At 70.3% G+C, this 22,243-nt stretch carries 18 protein-coding genes; 3 read left to right on the forward strand and 15 right to left on the reverse strand.

Annotated elements, in window-relative coordinates:
• Positions 1 to 2: 2 nt before the first annotated feature.
• The 6 genes from RAB71_RS14180 to bfr form a co-directional block, all read right to left on the reverse strand.
• Positions 3 to 1,451: an aspartate aminotransferase family protein gene (locus RAB71_RS14180; protein WP_010344010.1), complete on the reverse strand. Its 1,449-nt coding sequence runs from the start codon at positions 1,449 to 1,451 to the stop codon at positions 3 to 5.
• A gap of 49 nt (positions 1,452 to 1,500) precedes the next feature.
• A complete protein-coding gene (locus RAB71_RS14185; protein ID WP_010344011.1) occupies positions 1,501 to 2,142 on the reverse strand; it encodes a class II aldolase/adducin family protein in 642 nt (213 codons plus the stop codon).
• Positions 2,129 to 3,772 (reverse strand): FGGY-family carbohydrate kinase, encoded by a 1,644-nt coding sequence (locus tag RAB71_RS14190; protein ID WP_010344012.1) that lies wholly within the window; start codon positions 3,770 to 3,772, stop codon positions 2,129 to 2,131. The genes RAB71_RS14185 and RAB71_RS14190 overlap by 14 nt, the downstream gene beginning before the upstream one ends.
• A gap of 3 nt (positions 3,773 to 3,775) precedes the next feature.
• On the reverse strand, positions 3,776 to 4,669 hold the full coding sequence (locus RAB71_RS14195) for a TorF family putative porin (protein WP_010344013.1): 894 nt from the start codon (positions 4,667 to 4,669) through the stop codon (positions 3,776 to 3,778).
• Between the two features lie 117 nt (positions 4,670 to 4,786).
• Positions 4,787 to 5,221, reverse strand: a complete 435-nt coding sequence (locus tag RAB71_RS14200) for a DUF2147 domain-containing protein (protein WP_010344014.1) — start codon at positions 5,219 to 5,221, stop codon at positions 4,787 to 4,789.
• Between the two features lie 558 nt (positions 5,222 to 5,779).
• Positions 5,780 to 6,271, reverse strand: a complete 492-nt coding sequence (gene bfr, locus RAB71_RS14205) for a bacterioferritin (RefSeq protein WP_026143459.1) — start codon at positions 6,269 to 6,271, stop codon at positions 5,780 to 5,782.
• Between the two features lie 190 nt (positions 6,272 to 6,461).
• Between bfr and RAB71_RS14210 the strand changes: the two genes are divergently transcribed.
• The 3 genes from RAB71_RS14210 (at position 6,462) to RAB71_RS14220 (ending at position 11,386) form a co-directional block, all read left to right on the forward strand.
• A complete protein-coding gene (locus RAB71_RS14210) occupies positions 6,462 to 8,846 on the forward strand; it encodes a penicillin acylase family protein (RefSeq protein ID WP_041500326.1) in 2,385 nt (794 codons plus the stop codon).
• An 82-nt stretch (positions 8,847 to 8,928) separates the two neighbouring features.
• Positions 8,929 to 9,975 carry a right-handed parallel beta-helix repeat-containing protein gene (locus tag RAB71_RS14215; RefSeq protein WP_010344018.1) on the forward strand — a complete coding sequence of 349 codons (1,047 nt, stop codon included), beginning with the start codon at positions 8,929 to 8,931 and terminating at the stop codon, positions 9,973 to 9,975.
• A gap of 334 nt (positions 9,976 to 10,309) precedes the next feature.
• Positions 10,310 to 11,386 carry a diguanylate cyclase gene (locus RAB71_RS14220; protein ID WP_010344019.1) on the forward strand — a complete coding sequence of 359 codons (1,077 nt, stop codon included), beginning with the start codon at positions 10,310 to 10,312 and terminating at the stop codon, positions 11,384 to 11,386.
• Positions 11,387 to 11,527: 141 nt separating this feature from the next.
• On the opposite strand, the gene RAB71_RS14225 is transcribed toward RAB71_RS14220, so the two are convergent.
• The 9 genes from RAB71_RS14225 to map all read right to left on the reverse strand — a co-directional run bounded on the left by RAB71_RS14225 (position 11,528) and on the right by map (position 22,243).
• Positions 11,528 to 12,139: a LysE family translocator gene (locus RAB71_RS14225; protein ID WP_010344020.1), complete on the reverse strand. Its 612-nt coding sequence runs from the start codon at positions 12,137 to 12,139 to the stop codon at positions 11,528 to 11,530.
• Positions 12,136 to 13,827: an asparagine synthase B gene (gene asnB / locus RAB71_RS14230; RefSeq protein ID WP_010344021.1), complete on the reverse strand. Its 1,692-nt coding sequence runs from the start codon at positions 13,825 to 13,827 to the stop codon at positions 12,136 to 12,138. The genes RAB71_RS14225 and asnB overlap by 4 nt, the downstream gene beginning before the upstream one ends.
• A 250-nt stretch (positions 13,828 to 14,077) precedes the next feature.
• Positions 14,078 to 15,208: a succinyl-diaminopimelate desuccinylase gene (dapE, locus tag RAB71_RS14235; protein WP_010344022.1), complete on the reverse strand. Its 1,131-nt coding sequence runs from the start codon at positions 15,206 to 15,208 to the stop codon at positions 14,078 to 14,080.
• A gap of 160 nt (positions 15,209 to 15,368) precedes the next feature.
• Complete coding sequence (locus RAB71_RS14240; protein ID WP_010344023.1) at positions 15,369 to 15,827, reverse strand: GNAT family N-acetyltransferase; 459 nt, start codon at positions 15,825 to 15,827, stop codon at positions 15,369 to 15,371.
• Positions 15,824 to 16,180 (reverse strand): arsenate reductase, encoded by a 357-nt coding sequence (locus RAB71_RS14245; protein WP_010344024.1) that lies wholly within the window; start codon positions 16,178 to 16,180, stop codon positions 15,824 to 15,826. The genes RAB71_RS14240 and RAB71_RS14245 overlap by 4 nt, the downstream gene beginning before the upstream one ends.
• 220 nt (positions 16,181 to 16,400) lie before the next feature.
• Positions 16,401 to 17,177, reverse strand: coding sequence for a hypothetical protein (locus RAB71_RS14250; protein WP_201764396.1), 777 nt, complete (start codon positions 17,175 to 17,177; stop codon positions 16,401 to 16,403).
• 649 nt (positions 17,178 to 17,826) lie between these two features.
• Positions 17,827 to 18,837, reverse strand: coding sequence for a 2,3,4,5-tetrahydropyridine-2,6-dicarboxylate N-succinyltransferase (dapD, locus tag RAB71_RS14255; RefSeq protein ID WP_010344026.1), 1,011 nt, complete (start codon positions 18,835 to 18,837; stop codon positions 17,827 to 17,829).
• Positions 18,837 to 21,437, reverse strand: coding sequence for a [protein-PII] uridylyltransferase (locus RAB71_RS14260; RefSeq protein ID WP_029562250.1), 2,601 nt, complete (start codon positions 21,435 to 21,437; stop codon positions 18,837 to 18,839). Before RAB71_RS14260 ends, dapD begins: the two co-directional genes overlap by 1 nt.
• Positions 21,438 to 21,466: 29 nt before the next feature.
• The gene (gene map / locus RAB71_RS14265; protein WP_010344028.1) at positions 21,467 to 22,243 is read right to left on the reverse strand and encodes a type I methionyl aminopeptidase; all 777 of its coding nucleotides are present in this window, start codon (positions 22,241 to 22,243) and stop codon (positions 21,467 to 21,469) included.

Below are 22,243 nucleotides of genomic sequence, written 5' to 3' on the forward strand. Positions count from 1 at the left end.
CGCTACACCAGCTTGAACACGTCGTCGAAGCGATTCAGTGCCTCGTCCACCACCGCATCGGTATCGGCGCGGCTGGTGTAGATGCGGCTGCCCGCCAGGGTGATCAGCCCGTGCGCGGAATACGCCGCGCCCATCTCCTCCATCATGTGCTTGCGCTCCTTGGCCTCGTTGCGCACGCGCCACAGCTTGTACAGGTTGCCGGTATCCAGCAGCAGCACGCCGGAGGTCTGCAGGTGCACGATCGAGCCCATGTTGTAGACCACGTACGGCAGGCCGAGACGGCGGATGATCGCCTCCAGGCCCTGCCGCAGGCGATCGCCGGCGCGGCCGGCCTGGCCGGCGGCGTCGCTGCGCTGCGCCTCCAGCAAGGCGTGGTAGCCGGCCACGCAGGACAGCGGATTGGCCGACAGCGTGCCGCCGACGAAGGCCCGCCGCGCGGTGGTGCCGATGCCGCCGACCAGGCTCATCATCACCTCGCGGCGGCCGCCGATCGCGCCGGCCATCGGATAGCCGCCGGCCAGGCATTTGCCGAGCACGGTGATGTCGGGCATGACCCCGAAGTAGCCCTGCGCACCGCCCGGGCCGAGCCGGAAGCCGGTGACCACCTCGTCGAAGATAAGCAGCGCGCCGAACTCGTCGCAGAGTTTGCGCACCTGCCGGTTGTAGTCGTGGTGCACCGGCCGCGTGCCGCTCTCCGGTCCCAGCGGTTCCAGCAGTACCGCCGCGGTGCCGCCGCGCAGGCGGTTGAACTGCAGCTTGCGGCGCAGTGCCTCCAGATCGTTGGGGTGGCATTCCTGGGTGTAGGCGGTGGCGCCACGCGGGATGCCGATCGCCTCCATGCGCCCGGTGCCCGGCAGGCGCATGCCGTACACCAGCTGGTCGCTCCAGCCGTGGTAGGCGCCGCCGATCTTGATGATCCATTTCTTGCGGGTGTGGGTGCGGGCCAAACGCACCGCGCCCATCACCGCCTCGGTGCCGGAGCCGAGCAGGCGCAGCATCTCCACTGCCGGCATGCTGGCGCAGACCAGTTCGGCCAGCTTGACCTCGTATTCGTGCAGCAGGCCGGTCACCGGGCCGCACTGGTCCAGCACGGCCTGCACGTGTTCGCGCAGTTCCGGCGGATTGGACCCGAGCAGGGTCGGACCACCGGCCTGCAGGAAGTCGATGTAGCGGTTGCCGTCGACGTCGGTCAGATACGCGCCCTCGGCGCTGTGCATTGCCAGCGGGAACGGATGGTTGAACGCCAGGTTGTGCTGCACGCCGCCGGGGATCACCTGCTTGGCCGCCTCGCCCAGGCGCTTGGAGCCCTGGCAACGCGCGTCGAAATAGCGCATCACCTTGGCCATGCCGGCGGCGCCGATCGGACGCATCGGCTGGTTCACCAGCGCATGGAAGCGCGCGTACAACTGGTCCACATCGGGCCATTGCGAAATGGCGGGGGTCTGGCTCATGGTCGGTGCCGGGCTCGGGGGAACGGAAACGGAAAGGGCGTGCATGCGCTCAGGCCTCCAGAGCAGTGAGAACGGCGCGCAACGGCGCGGCCAGGCCGGTGTCGTGCAGGGCGCGGCGTCGGATGCGGCGTGTCAGGTGTTCGCGCGCCACTTGCTCCAGCGCATCGACCGCCGCCACCGCCTGCTCCAGGCTGCGGCCGCAGCACAGCACGCCGTGGTTGCGCATCAGGTAGGCGTTGCTCGACGGCCGCAGCTGGCGTGCCAGCAGCCAGGTCAGCAGCCCGGTGCCGGACGGGAAGTAGCCGACCATCGGCACGCACGTGCCGATCGCCGCCTGCAACGCCGGATCCTCGACCGGCAGCGCCGCGCCGAGCAGCGCGCAGGCGCTGGCCACCGGCTGATGGGTGTGGATGCTGCAGGCCACGTCGGGGCGGCGACGCAGCACCTGCGCATGCAGCCCAGTCTCCACCGATGGCGTGGCGGCGCCATCCAGTTGCCGCAAGTCGGCCAGGCGCACCACGCAGATGTCTTCGGCGCGCATCGCCAGGTAATCGATGGCCGAGGGCGTCACCGCGAAGCGCTCGGCGTCTAGGCGCAAGGCGACGTTGCCGCCGGTGCCGGCCAGATAGCCGCGCCGCGACAGTTCCACGCACAGCGCGACCACACGCGCGCGTTGTTCATGGGCAAACATGCTGGGGAACCTCCGGCACGCACTCGGGAACGGGATTCATGCGCCGGTAGATCGGCGCCAGCGTGCGCTGCAACTCGCGGAACATCGCATAGCGGTCGTCGTACAGCGCGCGGGTGAGCGGCGACGGCTCGTATACCCGGCGTGCGCGTTGCAGCGCCGGCAGGTCAGCGAAGCGCAGCCGGCCCAGGCCCACGCCGGCGATGAAGGTGGCGCCGATCGCGTTGGCCTGGATCGGATTGTGCAGTTGCCGGATCGGCTGGCCGCTGACGTCGGCGATGATCTGGCACCACAGGTCCGATTGCGCGCCGCCGCCGACCGCGGCGATCACGCCCGGATCGCGACCGAGCAGCCGCGCGAACGGCTCCATCATCCAGCGCGTGTTCAACGCCACCCCTTCCATGAAGGCGCGGATGATGTCCTCGCGGGTGTGCATCAGCGACAGGTTGACCAGCCCGGCGCGCAGGCTGTGATCCTCGACCGGGGTGCGCTCGCCGAACAGCCACGGCATGTACACCAGGCCGTTGGCGCCGGGCGGCACCCGCGCGGCGATGACGTTGAGTACCTCGTACACGTCCGGGCGTTCTTCGTCGCGCAGCAGTTCGTCGGGATGGAACAGGATGCGGTCGCGCAGGAACGAGAGGTTGGCGCCGGCGGTGGACTGCAGCGCGGTGGCCAGGTAGCGCCCGCTCACCGCGCACGGCACCGCGGCGATGTTGCTGAACACGTCGGTCTTCATCCGCGGCACGTGCGCGCCCAGCCACGACGAGGTGCCCAGATACAGATGCGCGGCGTAGTCCTCGACCGCCGCGGCCACCGCCACCGCCGAGTTGTCGATGGCGCCGGCGATCACCCGGGTCTGCGGCGACAGGCCCAGTTGTGCGGCCACGCCCGGCAGCAGCGGCCCCAGCACCTCGGTCGAGGCCACCAGGTCCGGCAGCTTGTCGCGCTCGATGCCGAGCAGCCGCAGCAGGCCGTCGTCGTAGCGGATGCGCATCGGGTCGCGGTTGTCGGTGCCCCAGGTGGTGAGCACCGAATCGGCGGTGGCGCAGAAGCGCCCGGTCAGGCGCAGGTTGAGATAGTCCAGCGCGTTGAGGAACTTGTGCGTGCGCTGGTAGCGCTGCGGCTCGTGGTCGCGCAGGTAGGCGATGTGACCGGCGCAATCCTTGCCGCTGCCGGCCGGCGCACCTCCGCTCAGGCGCAGCCAGCGCAGCAGTTTCAGCGGCGCATAGCCGCGCACGTTGAGCCAGCGCCCGCGCAGGCGCCGCGCGATCGCCGCCTGCCCGCGCATGTCCAGCCACAGCATCGCGTTGCCCAGCGCGCGGCCGTCACGGTCCACGCACACGGTGCACTCGCCCTGGGTCGAGCAGCACACCGCGGTCACCCGCCGGCGCAGCGCCTCGCCCCCCTGCAGCACCGCCGCGGCGGTGACCAGCAGCGCGTTCCACCAGTCGCGCGGATCCTGCTCGGCGCACACGCCATGCACGTGCAGCGGCACCGGCTCGAACGCCCAGGCGATCACCTGGCCGTCCAGGGTGACCAGCGCGCACTTGCAGCCGGAGGTTCCCAGGTCCACCGCCAGCACCAGTGGCTGGTCGCCGCCCCGGTCGGCATCGAGCAGTTCGCTGCGCATCGGTCAGAACGTGTAGCCGATCGAGGCGACCAGGGTGTCGCCATCGGTCTTGCGGATGCGCGCGCCGTCCTGCACCCAGTACAGCTCGTGCGCGTTGACCCGGGTGCTGACCCAGTCCAGGTTCCAGTCCAGCCCCCAACGCTTGTGGGTGATGCCGATCTGGTAGTCGGCGAAGCTGCCCTCGCTGAAATTGCGCAGCTTCTGGTAGCCGGCGTGCAGGCGCAGCGTGGTCGACGGCAATACCGACGGCAGCAGCGGCGTCTGGTAGTTGAGATCGCCCAGCAGCGTGCCGCGCGAGTCGTGCTCGCCACGGGCGAAGCAGCGCAACGCCGTCGTCGGGTCGGCAGCGAACTGCAGGATCTGCGCGCATACGCCGCCGGTGTCGGCACCGCGGTAGGTCTTGGAGAACACGTACAGCAGGCGGCCCTCGACCGCGCCGTAGCCGAGTTCGAGCACGCCGAAATTGCTGTCGTAGTCGGTGCGGCGGATGTCCGCCGGGGTGCCGGTCTGCAGATCGATCTGATGCGGGGCCAGGAAACTGGCGCCCGGGAAGCGCTCGGTGGCCAGGCCGACGCCGGCATGCCAGGCATCGGGATTGCCGAAGCGATAGCCGGCCGCGGCAGTGATGCCCAGGCCGTCGCCATCGAGGAACTGCTTCTTGCTGACCTTGGCCACCTCCAGCAGCGCGACGAAGCCGCTGGCGTGGACGAACTGGGTGGTCCACTTCAGCGACGGGCGCATCAGCGAGTCGGACACGCCGCGCGTGCGCTGCTCGCTCATCAGCTTGATCTGATTCTGGAACTCGTAGTTGACCATGCCATCGGCGTCGGCCTGCTGGGCGTCGGCCCGGGCGCAGCACGCGCCGTGCAGGGCCAGTGCGCCCGCGAGGGTCGCCATGAAGCGGACTGCAGTCATCTCAATCTCCCCTGTTCGCTGAGGAAGGTGGGACGCGCGGCGGCCGTCGCGGGCCCCGCACGTCGATGGCGCCGGCGCGTTGCGCGCGCGGCAGGTGGACTACTTGGCGCAGACCGGCGTGCTGGGCAGCGCCTGCACGCGGGTGAAGCGCTCGGTCTCGCCGAGCACTTCCACGCCGACGAAGGCGCGCAGGTCCAACGATTTGCCGCTGGCGCGCAACGTCGCCTTGTAGCGCTTGCCGCTGCGCGGATCGAACGCCCAGCCGTCGCGCCAGGTGTCGCCGTCCTCGCGCGCCAGACGTGCGATCTGCACGCCGCAGGTATCGGTGGCGGTGCCGGCGTCCTTGTCCCAGACGATGCGTCCGCACAAGGCCGTGGCCGCATCCGCACAGGGCGCGAACTCCACCACCGCGTCCTTGGCCGCGGTCAGCCACAGCCCCTGCGCCGCGGCCGGTGCAGCGCCTGCTGCAGCCGGCGCCAGCAACCACCCCGCAATGACCACGCCGTACCACTTGATTCCCGGACTCGCCTGCATCGAACGCCCCCTCGCCATCGCGCAATTAAGTAGTGAAAACTACCGTATAGCGATCACTACCGTTTTGCAAGCATTGTGCGCACGGCGTTCGCCGCGGGCGCGACGAAGCGCGCAAGCGCCTGGACTCAAAGGGATTATTTGAGCGGCACCCTGCGTGCGCCGGCCGGTCTTTGCGGCGTCGCAACAGCCGACAGCGAACACCTCGGCGCACGTCACGGTCACGGCATCGCAGTGCATGCGGCGAACGCGTCGGCCACACCAGCCAACGCCACAGCCGAGCGCGGCGCGCCGCCCGACTCGATCGGCAGTTTCAAAAAACGAGGAGGACAGAGCGCTGGTCGGGGTTTGCGGCCAGCAGACTGCAGCGGCAATCGCCACGGCATCGAAAGCGGGGCCGCCGCGCACACGGGGCGGCATTGCCGATGCAGGCCAGTGCGAGAGGTGGCGACCGGCACGAGCGGCCGGTCGCAGGCAGCCGGCGATGGCACTGCCGCGGTGGCGGGGAACTCCCCGCTCACTGCATCGGCGCCTCCCGCAAGCGGGAGGCGCGCGTCTGGATCAGGCGTCCTTGCCGGACACGTGCCCGTCGATCTTCGAGGTCTGGTACAGCGCCATGCCGATGCGCTTGATCAGGCCGAGCTGCTGCTCCAGCCACCAGGCATGGTCTTCCTCGGTGTCGCGCAACTGCGCCAGCAGCACGTCGCGGCTGACGTAGTCGCCGTGCTGCTCGCACAGCTTCATGCCCGCGGCCAGATTGGCACGCACTTCGTATTCGACCTTCAGGTCCTTCTCCAGCATTTCCTCGACCGTGCGCCCGGGCTCGAAGGCATGCGGGCGCATGTCCGGGTCGCCTTCCAGGAACAGGATGCGCCGCAGCAGCGCATCGGCGTGCTCGGTTTCCTCTTCCATCTCGTGGTTGATGCGTTCGTACAGCGCCAGCAGGCCCTGGTCCTCGTAACGTCGCGAGTGGATGAAATACTGGTCGCGCGCGGCCAGTTCGCCGCGCAGCAGCTCCTTGAGGCATTGCACAACGTCGGGGTGTCCCTTCATGGGCGGGCTCCGTGGGGTCGACTGAGGGCGCCATAGTGCCCGATGCCGCCGCGCCGCGTTCCAATCGGAATCATTCACATCCCGAGTCGCACCACCCACGATGCGTGACCCCGCGCACAGCGCGCCGCGCCTACGCGGGAACGACACGCATGCGTGTCTAGAATCGGAGACTTGTCACCGGAGAGAGACAATGCGCGGTCGATGGAAACGCCTGCTGCTGGGCACGCTGCTGCTGGCAGTCGCCATTGTATTGGGCGTCTGGCTGCTGCTGCGCGGCAGCCTGGCCACGCTGGACGGCAAGGCGCCGCTGCAAGGCCTGCAGGCGCCGGTGAGCATCCAGCGCGACGCGCTGGGCACGGTCACCATCGAGGCCGCCGACGAAGCCGATGCGATGCGCGCGCTCGGCTACGTGCATGCGCAGGAGCGCTTCTTCGAGATGGACCTGCTGCGCCGCGCCGCCGCCGGCGAACTGTCCGAGCTGGTCGGCCCGCACGCGCTGGGCGTGGACAAGGCGCGCCGTGCGCAGCGCCTGCGGGCCCGCAGCAACGCGCAACTGGCCGCATTCGCCGGCACGCACGCGGCGGCGCTGCAGGCCTACAGCGCCGGCGTCAACCAGGGCCTGCACGCGCTGCGGGTGCGGCCGTGGCCGTACCTGTTGCTGTTCGCCGCGCCGCGCGACTGGCAGCCGGTGGATTCGGCGCTGGCCGGGCAGGCGATGTACTTCGACCTGCAAGGCAAGCAGCTCGATCGCAAGCTGGAGCTGTACCGGCTGCAGCAGCGCTTGCCCGCGCCGCTGTACGCCCTGCTGCGCCACGACGGCAGCAGTTGGGACGCCGCGCTGGATGGCAGCGCGGTCGGCGACGCGGTGTTGCCCGACGCCGGTCAGGTCGATCTGCGCAGGCTGCCGGATGGGGCCGCGCAGGCTAACGCCGACGCGGTGGCTCCTGCCGCGCCCGGCAGCAACAACTGGGCGATTGCCGGCAGCCGCACCGCCGACGGCCGCGCCATCGTCGCCAACGACATGCACCTGGCCCTGCGCGCGCCCAGCCTGTGGTTCCGGGTGCGCCTGCGCTATGCCGATGCGCAGGCGCCAGGCGGCCGCGTGGACGTGTCGGGGTTCTCCCTGCCCGGCCTGCCGGCGGTGATCGTCGGCAGCAACGGCCACATCGCCTGGGGCTTCACCAACAGCTATGCCGATACCGCCGACTGGTACCGGCTCACGCCCTGCGCCGCGACGCCGCAACCCGGCTGCACGCCGGTCACCGTACACAACGAACGGATCCGGGTGTCGGGCGCGCCCGACACCGTGCTGCAGGTGGAAGACACCGCCTACGGTCCGATCCTGCAGCATGAACCCGACGGCAGCGCCCTGGCATTGCGCTGGGCGGCGCAACTGCCGGGTGCGCTGAACCTGGGCCTGGCCGACTTCGCCCGCGCCACGTCCCTCCCCGATGCCTTCGCCCGCGCGCAACGCATCGCCACGCCCGCGCAGAACCTGGTGCTGGCCGACCGCGACGGCCATATCGGCTGGCGCGTGCTCGGCCCGCTGCCGCTGCGCGGCCCGCATTGCGCAGCCGATCCGGTGATGCACGACGTGCGCGCGTCGGTGCCGGCGGACGCGCGCTGCGCGCCGTGGCCGCTATCCACCACCCAGTCGCCGCAGCGCATCGATCCCGCCGACGGGCAACTGTGGACCGCCAATGCCCGCGTGGTCGGCGGTGCCGAACTGGCACCGCTAGGCGACGGCGGCTACGCGCTGGGCGCACGCGCACAGCAGATCCGCGACGACCTGCGCCTGCATCCGCACCTCGACGAACGGCAGTTGCTGGCGATCCAGCTCGACGACCGCGCGCTGTTCCTGCAGCGCTGGTGGGCGCTGCTGCAGCAACGCGATGCCGGTGCGGCGACGCCGGCGCTGCACGCTGTCTCGCAAGCGGCCAAGCATTGGGAAGGCCGCGCCAGCACCGGTTCGGTGAGCTACACCGTGGTGCGCGCCTGGCGCCTGGCGGTGCTGACCCGGATCCGCGACGGCCTGATCGCACCGGCGCGTACAGGATCGGACGCCGATGCCTCACCCCCGGCGCTGCCGCAACTGGAAGGCGTGGCCTGGCCGCTGCTGCAGCAACAGCCGCTGCACCTGCTGCCGCGCCGCTACGGCAGCTGGCAGGCGCTGCTGGAAGACGCCGCCGCCGAGGTGCGCACGCACCTGCAGGCCGAAGGCCCGCTGGACACACGCCGCTGGGGCTTGGAGAACCGCGCGGCGATCTGCCATCCGCTGGCGCAGGGCCTGCCCGGGCCGCTGCGCGGCTGGCTGTGCATGCCGGACACCCCGCTCCCCGGCGACGACAACATGCCACGGGTGCAGCGCCCGGAATTCGGCGCCTCCGAACGCATGGTGGTGGCGCCCGGCCACGAAGCCGACGGCATCGTGCACATGCCGGGCGGCCAGAGCGGCCACCCGCTGTCGCCGTTCTGGGGCGCCGGCCACGCCGACTGGGTGCAGGGCCGAGCCACAAAGTTCCTGCCCGGCCCGACCCGGTACACGCTGACATTAAGCCCGACCGCACCACAATGACCTGATCTCGGTCCGCGCCGGCGTCTGTCCGCTTGCGCTGGCCTGCCGCCTTCCCTCCCCCCACTGCCGAGTCTGCCTACCGATGAAGCGCCCTCCCCTGCTCGCCCTGTTGCTGCCGCTCGCCGCGGCCGTGTCGTTCTCCGCCAGCGCCGCGCCGACCGCCGACGCGCCCACTGCCGCCGCCGACTGCAGCGTGCGCGCCGAACCCGGCGACGATCTGCAGGCCGCGATCGACCGCGTCCCCAACGACGGCAAGCCCGCCACCGTGTGCCTGAGCGCGGGCGAGTTCCCGGTGAGCAAGCTGATCTCGATCCAGCGCGACGGCCTGCGCCTGCGCGGCCAGGGCGACAGCACCGTGCTGCGCATGCGCGACCACGTGCAGCAACCCACCATCGTGATCGGCGACTACCAGAACGAGCGTCCGATCCGGCCGATCCGCGACGTGCGCGTGGAGCAGTTGCAGATCGTCGGCGGCACCATCGACAAGGAGTTCATGCCCGAGCGCCCGTACCTGAGCAACAGCCTAGTGGTGGTGCGCAACGGCCAGAACATCCAGCTGACCCACCTGCGGGTGAGCAAGTGCCGCAGCGCCTGCCTGCTCAGCGAATTCGACAGCCGCGACCTGCTGATCGCGCACAACGACGTGTCCGGCGCGACCTGGGACGGGGTGTCGTTCAACCGCACTGCCAAGGTCAAACTGATCGACAACGTGATCCACGACAACGTCGCCGCCGGCATCACCACCGAGCACCTGGAAGACAGCGAGATCCGCGACAACCGCCTGGAGCGCAACGGCAGCCAGGGCGTGTACCTGGCCGACGCACGCCGCAACCTGTTCGCGGGCAACCAGTTCATCGACAACAAGGGCGCCGGGCTCTACCTGACCTGCTCGATCCGCCAGCGCACGCCGCAGATCCTGTGCTGGGACAACAGCATGAGCCAGGACAACACCTTCGAGAACAACACCTTCCGCGGCAACCCCTACACCTACACCATCGGCGTGGACAGCGCGGCCAACTGCACCGGACCGGACTTCCGCCCCAACCTGTGGCGCAAGAACAACCAGGCCGATGCCTCGGGCATCGACATCCAGCCCGAACGCTACGGCCACTGCGTGCGCTTCGAGTAAGCGCACGCGGCCGCCGCACCTGCGGCACGCCACTGGCTGCCTCGGCAGGGTGGCGTGGCGGCCTGGCGCGGCAGGCGCCCGCCAGGCTTCGCGCCTACGCATGACGGCGCCCGGGTCTGTGCGCCCGGTGTCACCTGCTTCGTCCGCCCGACGCGGGACGCCTGCCCGCCACGCTGACCACGGGTGCGCCGGCGAACGCGGCAAGCCGCTCAAGCTCTCCCTGCGGCGGCCGCTAACCGGTGACGACGCCCCAGCGACCGACGGACCGCGCTGGATCACCGATCGGCCGTGCCGCGCAGGCGCTGGAGTGCCGCCGCGTGCTCTGGGAGAGCAGATGAGCTACCACCTTCATGTCCGCCGCACCCTCGACCGGCCGATCCTGGCGATCCAGGGCCTGACCCTGTGCGTCTGGCTGGCGCTGCTGCTGTGCAACCCCTACCTGCGCCATCCGCTGGACCCGCGTTACGCGCTGGCGTTCGTCGCCATGCTCGGCAGCGGTGCGGTCATGCGCATGGCCAGGCAATCCTGGCAATGGCGGCTGGGCGGCTTTCTGTCGGTGATCGCATTCGATGCCGCGTTCCGGCTGCAACTGCATCACATGGGCGGCGCCAGCGTGAGCTGGATGCTGCCGGTGGCGGTGACCCTGAGCCTGGGCTACAGCGTGCTGTTCAGCCACGCGCGCGACTATCTGCTGGCCCTGGCCTGCACCTGGGCGATCATGCTCGGCTGGCACGACAGCCTGGTGCCGAGCGCGGCCGACCTGCCGCTGCTGGAACTGCTGGTGGCGGCGGTGACGATCATCGGGCTGGCCATGAACCACGTCGTCGTCACCGCCCTGCGCAGCAACTACGCGCATCGGGAAAACGATCGACGCCTGGCCGCCACCGATGCACTGACCGGACTCCCTAACCGGCGCGCGCTCATCGCCGAGCTGGAGGCAGCGGTCGGCGCCCGGCATGCCGTGCAGCTGGCCATGCTGGAGATCGACGACTTCGAGCGGATCGGCGCAGAGCACGGCCACCACGTCGGCGATGCGGTGCTGCAGGCGCTGGCGACGGAGCTGGTGCGGCTGGATCCGCGCTGCCGTGTCGGCCGCCTCGGCGGCGAGGAATTCGGCCTGCTGTTCGAGGGCGTGTCGCAGGCCAAGGCGAGCGAACGGCTGCAGCGCCTGAAGCAGCGCATCCGCAACCTGCGCGTGGACGGGGCCGCGTTCACCTGTAGCGTCGGCCTGGCCTCGCTGCCGGCCGGCGGCGAGGTGTCGGACCTGCTCGCACGCGCCGACCGCGCGCTGTCCGCCGCCCGGCAAGACCGCCACGGCGGCCTCCGCCTCGATGGTGCCGCAAGCGCGTCGCCCGGCACGTCCGCGGTGTTCGCGGGCGACGCCGATCTGCCGGCGGTCACCCCGCTGTAAGCCGGGGCCGGCCGTGGGCGCGGCGCCCGCCGCAGCCGCGGCAGACGCTGTGCTTGCCCCGGCTGCAGTGCGGCGGTAGCGCAGCTGCGCCGGCATGCAGCAGGCGCAGCGCCACCCTGCTTCGTGCCCCGCGTGCCGTCGCTACACCGCCCGCCACAGCAAGCGCAGGCCCAGGCCACTCATCAGCACCGCACTGAGCCGGTCCAGCGGCCGCCGCGCGCGCATCCACCAGCGCCGCGGCGCCGGCGCGGACAGCACCCCGGCCACCAGCGCGAACCAGGCCGCATCGATGGCGAAGGCCAGCAGCGGCAGCGTCACATACTCGGCCGCGACGCGCTGCACCGGCAGCAGTGCGGCGAACAGGCTGGCGAACACCAACGCAGTCTGCGGGTTGCCGAGTTGGGTCAGCAGGCCCATGACGAAGGCCGAACGCACCGCCGGGACCTGCTGTTCCGGCGCGACGGCCGGCGCCGGCGTCCGCCACGCCCGCCAGGCCAGCCACAGCAGATAGACGGCACCGGCGACCGACAACGCGCGATGCAGCAGCGGCACCCGCTCCAGCAACGCCTGCAGGCCGAACAACGCCGCCAACGCGAACAGCGCGCAGCCCACGCCCATGCCCAGTGCCGCGGCGACTCCGGCCGCGCGCGAGCGCCCAGCAGCCAGCCGCGCCACCAGCAAGAAGCTCGCGCCGGGGCTGATCGCCCCCAGCAGCAGCACGCCGGCGATCGCCAGCAGGCTGGCGGCGGTCATCCCAGCGCCTGCGCGTGCACTCCCGCCACCGCACGACCGGACGGATCGGCCATGGCCGCGAAGCTGGCGTCCCAGGCGATCGCCGCCGGCGAGGAGCAGGCGATCGACTTGCCGCCGGGCACGGTCTCGGCCGCGGCCGGCGTCGGGAACGCGCGCTCGAACAGGCTGCGGTAGTAATAGGCTTCCTTGGTCTGCGGCGGGTTTACCGGGAAGCGCTTGTCGGCCGCGGCCAGTTCGCGGTCGCTGACCTGCGCCTCGGCATGCGCCTTGAGCCCATCGATCCAGCCATAGCCGACGCCGTCGCTGAACTGCTCCTTCTGCCGCCACAGGATCGAGTCGGGCAGGTAACCCTCGAAGGCCTCGCGCAGCACGCCTTTTTCCATGCGCACCGCGGCGCCGCTGGCCTTGTCGATCATCTTGTACTGGGCGTCCATGCGCATGGCCACGTCCAGGAATTCCACATCCAGGAACGGCACGCGCGGCTCCACGCCCCAGGCCATCATCGACTTGTTGGCGCGCAGGCAGTCGTAGTTGTACAGCGCGTCGAGCTTGCGGATCAGTTCTTCGTGGAATTCGCGCGCGTTCGGCGCCTTGTGGAAGTACAGGTAGCCGCCGAAGATCTCGTCGCTGCCTTCGCCGGAAAGCACCATCTTCACCCCCATCGCCTTGATCCGCCGCGCCAGCAGGAACATCGGCGTGGAGGCGCGGATGGTGGTGACGTCGTAGGTCTCGATGTGCCGGATGACTTCCGGCAGCGCGTCCAGGCCTTCCTCGAAGGTGTATTCGAACCCGTGGTGCACGGTGCCCAGCGCCTCGGCGGCGATCGCCGCGGCGGCCAGGTCCGGCGAGCCCTTCAGGCCGATCGCGAACGAGTGCAGGCGCGGCCACCAGGCCTCGGCCTCGTCGTTCTCCTCGATGCGCTTGCGCGCGAAGCGCGCCGCCACCGCCGCGACCAGCGACGAATCCAGCCCACCGGAGAGCAGCACGCCGTACGGCACGTCGGTCATCAACTGGCGATGCACGGCGCGCTCGAAGGCCTCGCGCAGTTCCTGCTTGCTCACCTCCACGCCCTGCACCGCCGCGTAGTCGCGCCACGGCTTGCGGTAGTACTGCACCAATGCGCCGCTGGCGCTGTCGTAGTAGTGGCCCGGCGGGAACTGGGCGACGTCGGCGCAGCTGTCGGCCAGCGACTTCATCTCCGACGCCACCCGCAGCCGCCCCTGCGCATCATGGCCCCAGTACAGCGGGCACACGCCCATCGGATCGCGCGCGATCAGCACGCGGCCGGCGGCCTTGTCCCACAGCGCGAAAGCAAAGATGCCGTTGAGGCGGTTCAGCAGCGCCTCCGGCGTGGTCTCGCGGTACAGCGCGTTGATCACCTCGCAGTCCGAGCCGGTCTGGAAGGCATACGGCTGGGCGAGTTGCTTCTTCAGTTCGCGGTGGTTGTAGATCTCGCCGTTGACCGCCAGCGCCAGTTGCCCGTCGTCGGAGAGCAGCGGCTGCGAGCCGCCGGCCGGGTCGACGATGGCCAGGCGCTCGTGCACCAGGATCGCGCCGTCGTCGACATACACGCCGCTCCAGTCCGGGCCGCGGTGGCGCTGCCGCTGCGAGCAGTCCAGCGCCTGCCGCCGCAGCGCCTGCAGGTCGTCGCCCGGTTGCAGGCCGAAGATGCCGAAGATCGAACACATGGGAAAGCTCCTGATCGTGGGGTGGTGGTTGCGGAGGGGAGATACCCAGGCACAAAAAAACCCGCATCGGCCGATGCGGGTTTTCTGGTGGCTGGGCGTGGTGTTTCTGGTAGCGCCTAGTCGCAGACCCGCATCGGCCGCGCACGATTATTCGCCAGCGCATTATTGCGGCCGTTGGCGTTGCTCGAGCGGAGGACGGACAGCGAGGTCATGGGGCGACCGTAACCCGGCGCGCGGGCCGGCGCAACTGTTACCGCAGCAACCGTTCGATCAGGCGCAGGTACAGGTCCGGCAGCGCCTCCAGGTCGGCCACGCGCACGTGCTCGTCGACCTGGTGGATGCTGGCGTTGACCGGGCCGACCTCGATGCACTGCGCGCCCAGCGGCGCGATGAAGCGTGCATCGGAGGTGCCGCCGCCGGTGCTCTCCTCCGGCGGCGCGCCGGCGACCTCGCCCAGCACCTCGCGCGCCACCCGGCGCAGCGTGCCTTCGGGGGTGTAGAACGGCTCGCCGCTGCGGTGCCAGCGCAGTTCGTAGTCCAGGCCATGGCGATCGAACAGCGCGGCGATCTCCGCTTCCAGCCGCGGCGCATCCCAGTGCGGGGTGTAGCGCAGGTTGAAGGCGACCTGCAGTTCGCCGGGGATCACATTGTTGGCGCCGGTACCGGCATGGATGTTGGAGAGTTGCAGGCTGGTCGGCGGGAAGCTTTCGTAGCCGTCGTCCCAGTGCCGCGCGACCAGCTCGGCCAGTGCCGGCGCGGCCAGGTGGATCGGGTTGCGCGCCTTGTGCGGATAGGCCACGTGCCCCTGCACTCCACGCACGCGCAGCGCGCCGGAAAGACTGCCGCGACGGCCGACCCGCAGCAGGTCGCCGAGCCGTTCGGTGGACGAAGGCTCGCCGGTGATGCACCAGTCGATGCGCTCGCCACGCTCGGCGAACACGCGCGCCACATGGCGCACGCCGTCGATCGCATCGCCTTCCTCGTCGCTGGTCAGCAGCAGCGCCAGCGTGCCCGGGTGCTGCGGCTGCGCGGCCACGAACCGCTCGGCGGCGACCACGAAGGCGGCCACGCTGCCCTTCATGTCGGCGGCGCCGCGCCCGTACAGCACGCCATCGCGGACCTGCGGCGCGAACGGATCGCTGCTCCAGGCCTCGCGCGGCCCCGGCGGCACCACGTCGGTATGGCCAAGCAGCGCCAGCACCGGACCATCACCGCCGCGATGGGTGGCCCACAGGTTATCGACCTCGCCAAAGCGCAGCCGCTCGATGGCGAAACCGGCGCGCTGCAGCCGCTGCGCGATCAACTCCTGGCAGCCGGCATCGTCGGGGGTGACCGACGGGCGGGCGATCAGGTCGCAGGCGAGTTCAAGGACATCGGACATGCAAGGACACCGTTGGAAGACACGAGGGAGACGCGATGCGGACCGACAGCGACACCGTCGCGTGCGGGCGGCGCCGGAAACGCAGTGTACGAGCGCTGCTGGCGGATTCGAAGGGTCTGCCAGTGTCGCCTGGCAGATGTGCGGCGCGGTCGCGGCTTGGCTACGACGCGACGCCCGGCCAGCGCATGCACTGCACGCGCACCGCGAAGGCCTCGTTGCCGGGCATACGCCCGCCGTGCACGCCGGTTTCGACGAAGCCACAGGCGCGATAGAACGCCAGTGCCGCGGCATTGCCCTCCAGCAATTCCAGGGTCAGGCCGGGCGGGCTAGCGTCCTGCACCGCGGTCACCAACGCCTGGCCGACGCCGCGCCGGCGCGCGGCCGGATCCACGTACAGCCAGGCCAGTTCCTCGCCATCATCGGCGACGAAGCCGAGCACCTGGCCATCGCACTCGGCGACCTGCACGCGGTAATCGAACAGGCCTTCGCGCTCGGCCGCGATCGGCAGCGGCAGAAACGCCTCCACCAGCCCCGCCGCCTGCAATTCTTCCAGGCGCGCGGCATCGTGGATGGCGCACAGGCGCGCCCAGTCCTCGGCCCGGTACGGCCGGACGGTCACGCCACCCCGAACCGCTGTTTGAAGCCGTTGTCGGAGAAGCCCTGGCTGAGCTTGCCGTCATCGGTCACCACCACCGGGCGGCGGATCAGTTGCGGATATTCGCGCAGCAGCAGCTTCCACTCGGCATCGGAGCCGGGTGTCTTCTTGTTGTCGGGTAACTGCCGCCAGGTGGTGGAGGACTTGTTGACCAGCGCGTCGAAGCCACCGGCCTGGCCGGCCCACTCCAGCAGGGTCTCCGGGGTCGGCTTGTGCTCGCGGTAATCGACGAAGGTATAGGCCACGCCGAAGCGGTCCAGCCACTTCGTCGCCTTCTTGCAGGTGTCGCAGTTCTTCAATCCGTACAACGTCGTCATCGAAACATCCCTTCAAGCGAATAAAGCCCCTCTCCCACCGGGAAAGGGGTTGGGGTGAGGGTCGGTCGGCCCAGAACAGAGCGCGCCCCAAAGCGCCGCACACAGCCTTTCGGCGGGCGAGACGAACCGGGCACTCCGTCATCGGCAGGCCGCAGCGCGCGTGATCTTACCCGCCGCGCGCGCCATCAGCTTCCCAGGCGCAAGAAGAAGCTGCCAGGCCTCACTGCGCCGGCACTTCCTGGAGCTTGGCCGAGTCGATCCGCCAGCGCAGCTGCGCCGCCGAAGCCCCGTCCACGCCGTTGAACCGGCGCAGCACGTAGTCGCCGCGGAAGCGTTGCCGCGTGCCGTCGGCCAGCGTCGCCTCCACGGTGACCGGGACTGATTGATACACCGAGCCGGCGGCGCCGTCGCTGCGGCCCAGCGCGCCGATCGTCGCCTTCACCGCGCGCGTCTGCGCGAAGCCGGCCTTGAACGCGGCGTAGGACTGCCCCGGCCGCCCGTCCTCGCCCCACTGCTGCCAGGCCGTGGCGTAGTCGCGCGCGTTGATCGCTGCGTAATAACGCCGCACCACGTCGGCCGCCGCCTGCGGGCTGTCGGCGGCCGGGCCGCAGCCGGCCGTGGTCGGTCCGTCGCGGTCAAGCAGCGCGCAACTGCGGGCGATCTCGTCGTCGATCATCGCGCAGCTGTTGGCGGCATTGCAGGGCGGATGCCTGGCCGGCGACACCGCGCGACAGGTGTCCACGCGCGCCGCCGCCGCGTCGGCACCGATCTCGTCGGCACAGGACAGCAGCTCGCCTGCGGCGCTGGCGCTCTGCGCCGTCGTTGCAGGCGCTTGCGCAGGCGCAGGTGTCGCGGACGAAGCGGGATTTGGCACAGCGGCCGCCGCCGCTGGCGTGTCGCCATCCTTGGGCGCCGTCGGTGCCGGCGCGCCCTCACGGCCGCACCCTGACAGCACGACCGCTGCCGTCATCCAGCAAGCCCACATGGTCGTGCGCATCGGTGTCTCCTGTCGTGACAGTGGCAGTGGCAGCACCCGGCGACGGTTTGCACCGGACATCGGGTCCGATACGCGCCGCCGCAACAGCGCCCAGACCTGCGTGCGGCAGCATATCCAGGCGCCGATGTACGTCGGGTGTGCGCCCTTCCCTGGCCGCGAGATCGCGGGCCCTGCGAGGCAGCCGCGTCGCACCGTGCGACAACCACATGATGTGCCCGGGCTACCCGCAGATGGGGCACTGGCGTTGGATTCGCTGGAGGTTCGGCATCAGCATGCCGATGACAACGGAAGCCACAGTGTGCTTTTCCGCCGTTGCGTTTGCTTTTGATCTACCGGGCTCCCTTCCGCAGCGGCGGATGGACCGGAGAAACACCCGAAGGGCGGCGCACATGGATGTGCGCCGTCCGCGGCAGGGGCAGGATGCCCCTTCCGCGGATCCCCGGTGCATCCGCGAACCCGGAGCGCGCAGCGCGGAGGGCGCGTAGGCAGGGTGTGCTTTCTTTTGGTTACTTTTCTTTGCACAAGCAAAGAAAAGTAACTCGCCGCAAGGCGAAAGCCCTTGCTGTTGCCTTGAGCTCAAGGCTATGTAGCGTCAATTGAGGAAGCAGCACACCAAAGCGAGACCGGGCTGAGCCCGGTCCCACCATCCTCAGTCGGCCAGCCCGCGCAGCAGATCGTTGACGCTGGTCTTGCTGCGGGTCTTGGCGTCGACCTGCTTGACGATCACCGCGCAGTACAGCGAGTGCGAACCGTCCTTGGACGGCAACTGCCCGGACACCACCACGCTGTACGGCGGCACGTAACCGTAGGAGATCTCGCCGGTGGCGCGGTTGTAGATGCGCGTGCTCTGGCCCAGGAACACGCCCATGCCGATCACGCTGTGATGGCCGACCACCACGCCCTCCACCACCTCCGAGCGCGCACCGATGAAGCAGTGGTCCTCGATGATGGTGGGGCTGGCCTGCAGCGGCTCGAGCACGCCGCCGATGCCGGCACCGCCGGACAGGTGGCAGTGCTTGCCGATCTGCGCGCAGGAGCCGACCGTGGCCCAGGTGTCGACCATGGTGCCCTCGCCAACGTGCGCGCCGATGTTGGTGAAGCTCGGCATCAGCACCACGTCCTTGCCGAAGTAGCTGCCGCGACGCGCTACCGCGCCCGGCACCACGCGCACCCCGGCCTTGCGGAACTCGGCTTCGTGATAGCCGGCGAAACGCGATTCCACCTTGTCCCAGAACGGTGCCGGCTGCGCTTCCACCACCGCCATCTCGTTGACCCGGAAGTACAGCAGCACCGCCTTCTTCAGCCACTCGTTGACCTTCCAGCCGCCGTGCCCGTCCGGCTCGGCGACGCGGAACTCGCCGCTCTCCAGGCCATCGATGACGCGGTTGACCACCGGCCGGGTCGACCCCTCGATCTCGTCAAGCGTCAGCGTGGCGCGGCGCTCGAAGGCGCTGTCGATCGTGAACTTCAGTTCGTCGGCGCTGGGCACGGCGACCGGCTTGGCGCGCAGCGGCTTCGGCGCGGGCTTGGCCGGCTTGGCTGCCGCGATGGGCGTCGCCGGCTTGGCAGCGGCCGGCTTGGCGGTCTTCTTCGGGGCCGTCTTCTCGGGCGCCGGCGTCTTGGCAGCGGACTTCTTGGCGGCGGGCTTCTTGGTGGCCATCAGCGGGGGTCTCCAGGCGGGGTATCGGGGTCCAGGCACGCCTGCAGCGCGGCCTGCAGCGCCTGGCGGGCGGCCTCGGGCAACGGCAGGTTGTGCTCGTCGGTGATGTGGAACAGGTCCTCGGCGCGCTCGCCGAAGGTGGCGATGCGCGCGTCGTGCACGCGCAGGTGGTGCCGGCGCAGCACCTGCGCCACGTCCGCCAGCAGTCCCGGGCGGTCCGGCGCGACCAGGCCGAGCCGAGTCAGGCGGCCATCGAGGCTCTCGCGGAACTCGATGCGCGGCGCGAAGCGGAAGTGCCGCAGCTGGCGTGGCACCACCCGCCGCGCCGGGCGCAGGCGCGCCAGGTCGCCGGCCAGCGCCTCGCGCAGCCCCGCCTGCAACTGCGCCAGGTCGCCGCTGGCGAAGGCATCGGCGGGCATCACTTCGAAGGTATCGAAGATCGCGTTGTGCGGAGCGTCGAGCACCCGCGCGCGATGGATGCCGTAGCCGAGCCGGTCCAGGGTCATCACGATCGCGGCGAACAGGCCGTCGCGGTCCGGCGAGTACACGAACACTTCCAGTGCCGCGTCGTCGGGGGTGACCGGGCGCACCTTGACCAGGGTGCCGCCCAGTTCCACCTCCATCAGCGAGGTCGCCTGCCAGGCCAGTTGCTCGGGGCGGAAGCGCAGGAAGCTCTCGTCCGGCATGCCGGCGAACTGGCGATCGATGGTGACGTCGTCGTGGCCCTGGATGTGCATCAGCGCGCGCGTGGCCTCGCGCGCTTCCTGCAGGCGCTCGGCCACCGGCAACGGATGCTCCAGGCCTTCGCGCAGGGCGCGGCGCGCAGCGAAGTACAGGTCGGCCAGCAGCCGGTCCTTCCAGGCGTTCCACAGCTTGGGGCTGGTGCCGGCGATGTCGGCGCAGGTCAGCAGGTACAGATAGTCCAGCCGCTCGCGGTCGCCGACCAGGCTGGCGAAGCGATGGATCACCTCCGGATCGGCGATGTCCTGCTTCTGCGCGGTCACCGACATGCGCAGGTGCTGCTCGACCAGCCAGGCGACCAGGTCGGTGTCGGCGGCGCTGAGTGCGTGCGCAGTGCAGAACGCGCGCGCATCCACCGCGCCCAGTTCCGAATGGTCGCCGCCGCGGCCCTTCGCGATGTCGTGGAACAGGCCGGCCAGCAGCAGCAGTTCCGGCTTGCGCAGCCGCGGCCACACTTCATGCGCGATCGAGAAGCGCTCGTCGGCGCGCGCGTTGGCGAACACCGCCATGTTCTTCAGCACCATCAGCGTGTGCTGGTCGACCGTGTACACATGGAACAGGTCGAACTGCATGCGCCCGGACACCTGCGCGAACGCCGGGATCCACTGCCCGAGCACGCCCAGCCGCGCCATCCGGGTCAGCGTCTGCACCGCGCGGGGGCCGCGCAGCAGCGCCAGGAAGCGCTCGCGCGCGGTGGTCGTGGCGTCGGCGTAGGCCGGCAGGTGCGGCAGCGCCTCGGCCAGCGCACGCGCGGTCAGCGAATGCAGGCCGCGGATCTCGCCGTGCGTGGCCCAGGTGGCGAACAACGCGAACACCTGCACCGGGTCGGCCTGCGGCCAGTGCTCGTCGTCGGCGGCCAGGTAGCCGCGGCGCAGCGAGAAGCCGCCGTGCAGCGGCTGCGGCTGTGCTTCGCCGTCGAACTGTTCCTCGAAGCGTTGCAGCAGCCGGTCGCTGAGCCGGCGCACGATCGCCGCGCTGCGGTAGAAGCGCTGCATCATCTTCTCCACGCCCAGGCTCTCGGGGTCGTCGGAGAAGCCCAGGCGCTGCGCCAGCGCCTTCTGGTAATCGAAGCGCAAGCGCTCTTCCGGGCGGTTGGCCACCAGGTGCAGTCCGTAGCGCAAGCGCGCCAGTTCGCGACGCTCGCGGCGCAGCGCCGCGGCTTCGTCGCCGCCGACGTGGCCCAGCCCGATCAGCGGCTCCAGATCGCGCACCCCGAACGCGCGCAGCGCCATCCAGCCGAGCGTGTGCAGGTCGCGCAGACCGCCGGGGCCGTCCTTGATGTCCGGCTCCAGGTTGTCGGCGGTGTCGCCGAAGCGCTGGTGGCGGGCCTGCAACTCCTCGCGCTTGGCCATGAAGAATTCGCGCGGCGGCCACACCCGCTGCGGCGCGATGGCCGCCGCCAGCGCCGCCTTGCCCGTGGCGTCGGCCTGCAGCGGGCGCGCCTCGATCAAGGCGGTCAGCACGGTCTGGTCGGCGCAGGCCGCGGTGCACTGCGCGGCCGAGCGCACCGCATGGCTGACCGGCACGCCGGCATCCCACAGCAGCGGGAACAGCCGCGCCAGCGCCGGTTCGTGCGCCGGATCGAGCTCGCCGAACACCAGCAGGTCGATGTCCGAGCGCGGGAACAGTTCGCCACGGCCATAGCCGCCGACCGCGAACAGGGCCAGCCCGGCCTCGCGCGGCACGCAGCGGCTCCAGGCATGGCGGATCAACTGGTCCAGGGCGCGGGCGCGCAACGCCAGCAGGCGGTCGATATCGTCGCCTTGGTCGAAGCGCTTGCTCAGCCGCGCATCGGTCTGCGCCAGCAGTTGCCGGACCGCGGCCGCCCAGCCGGCGTCGTCGACACCGGCGCCGGGCATGCCGGCATCGGCGCCGGCCGGCAGCAGGCTCACGGCTCGCCGAGGCCGCCCGGCGACAGGGTCAGGACCTCCACCCCATCGTCGGTGACGGCGACCATGTGCTCCCATTGCGCGGACAGCTTGCGGTCCTTGGTCACCACGGTCCAGCCGTCCGGCAGCACGCGGGTGTAGCGCGTGCCCTCGTTGATCATCGGCTCGATGGTGAAGGTCATGCCCGGCTTCAGCACCAGGCCATCGCCCGGCCGGCCGTAGTGCAGCACCTGCGGTTCGTCGTGGTAGACCTTGCCGATGCCGTGGCCGCAGTACTCGCGCACCACGCTGAAGCGCTCGCTCTCGGCGTACTGCTGGATGGCATGGCCGACGTCGCCGAGCGTGGCGCCCGGCTTCACCGCGCGGATGCCGCGCCACATCGCCTCGTAGGTGGCCTCGATCAGGCGCCGCGCCATCACCGAGGGCGTGCCGACGCAGTACATGCGGCTGGTGTCGCCATGCCAGCCGTCCTTGATCACGGTAACGTCGATGTTGACGATGTCGCCGTCCTTCAGGACTTTGCTGTCGCTGGGGATGCCGTGGCAGATGACGTTGTTCACCGACGTGCACACGGTTTTCGGATAGCCGCGGTAGCCGACGTTGGCCGGGACGGCGCCCTGCACCTTGACGATGTGGTCGTGGCAGATGCGGTCCAGCTCGGCGGTGGTGACGCCGGGCTTCACGTACGGGCCGATCAGGTCCAGTACCTCGGCGGCCAGGCGGCCGGCCACGCGCATCTTCTCGATGTCCTGCGGAGTTTTCAGATTGACGGTCAT

Source organism: Xanthomonas sacchari, from assembly GCF_040529065.1.
GTDB classification, from domain to species: Bacteria; Pseudomonadota; Gammaproteobacteria; order Xanthomonadales; family Xanthomonadaceae; genus Xanthomonas_A; species Xanthomonas_A sacchari.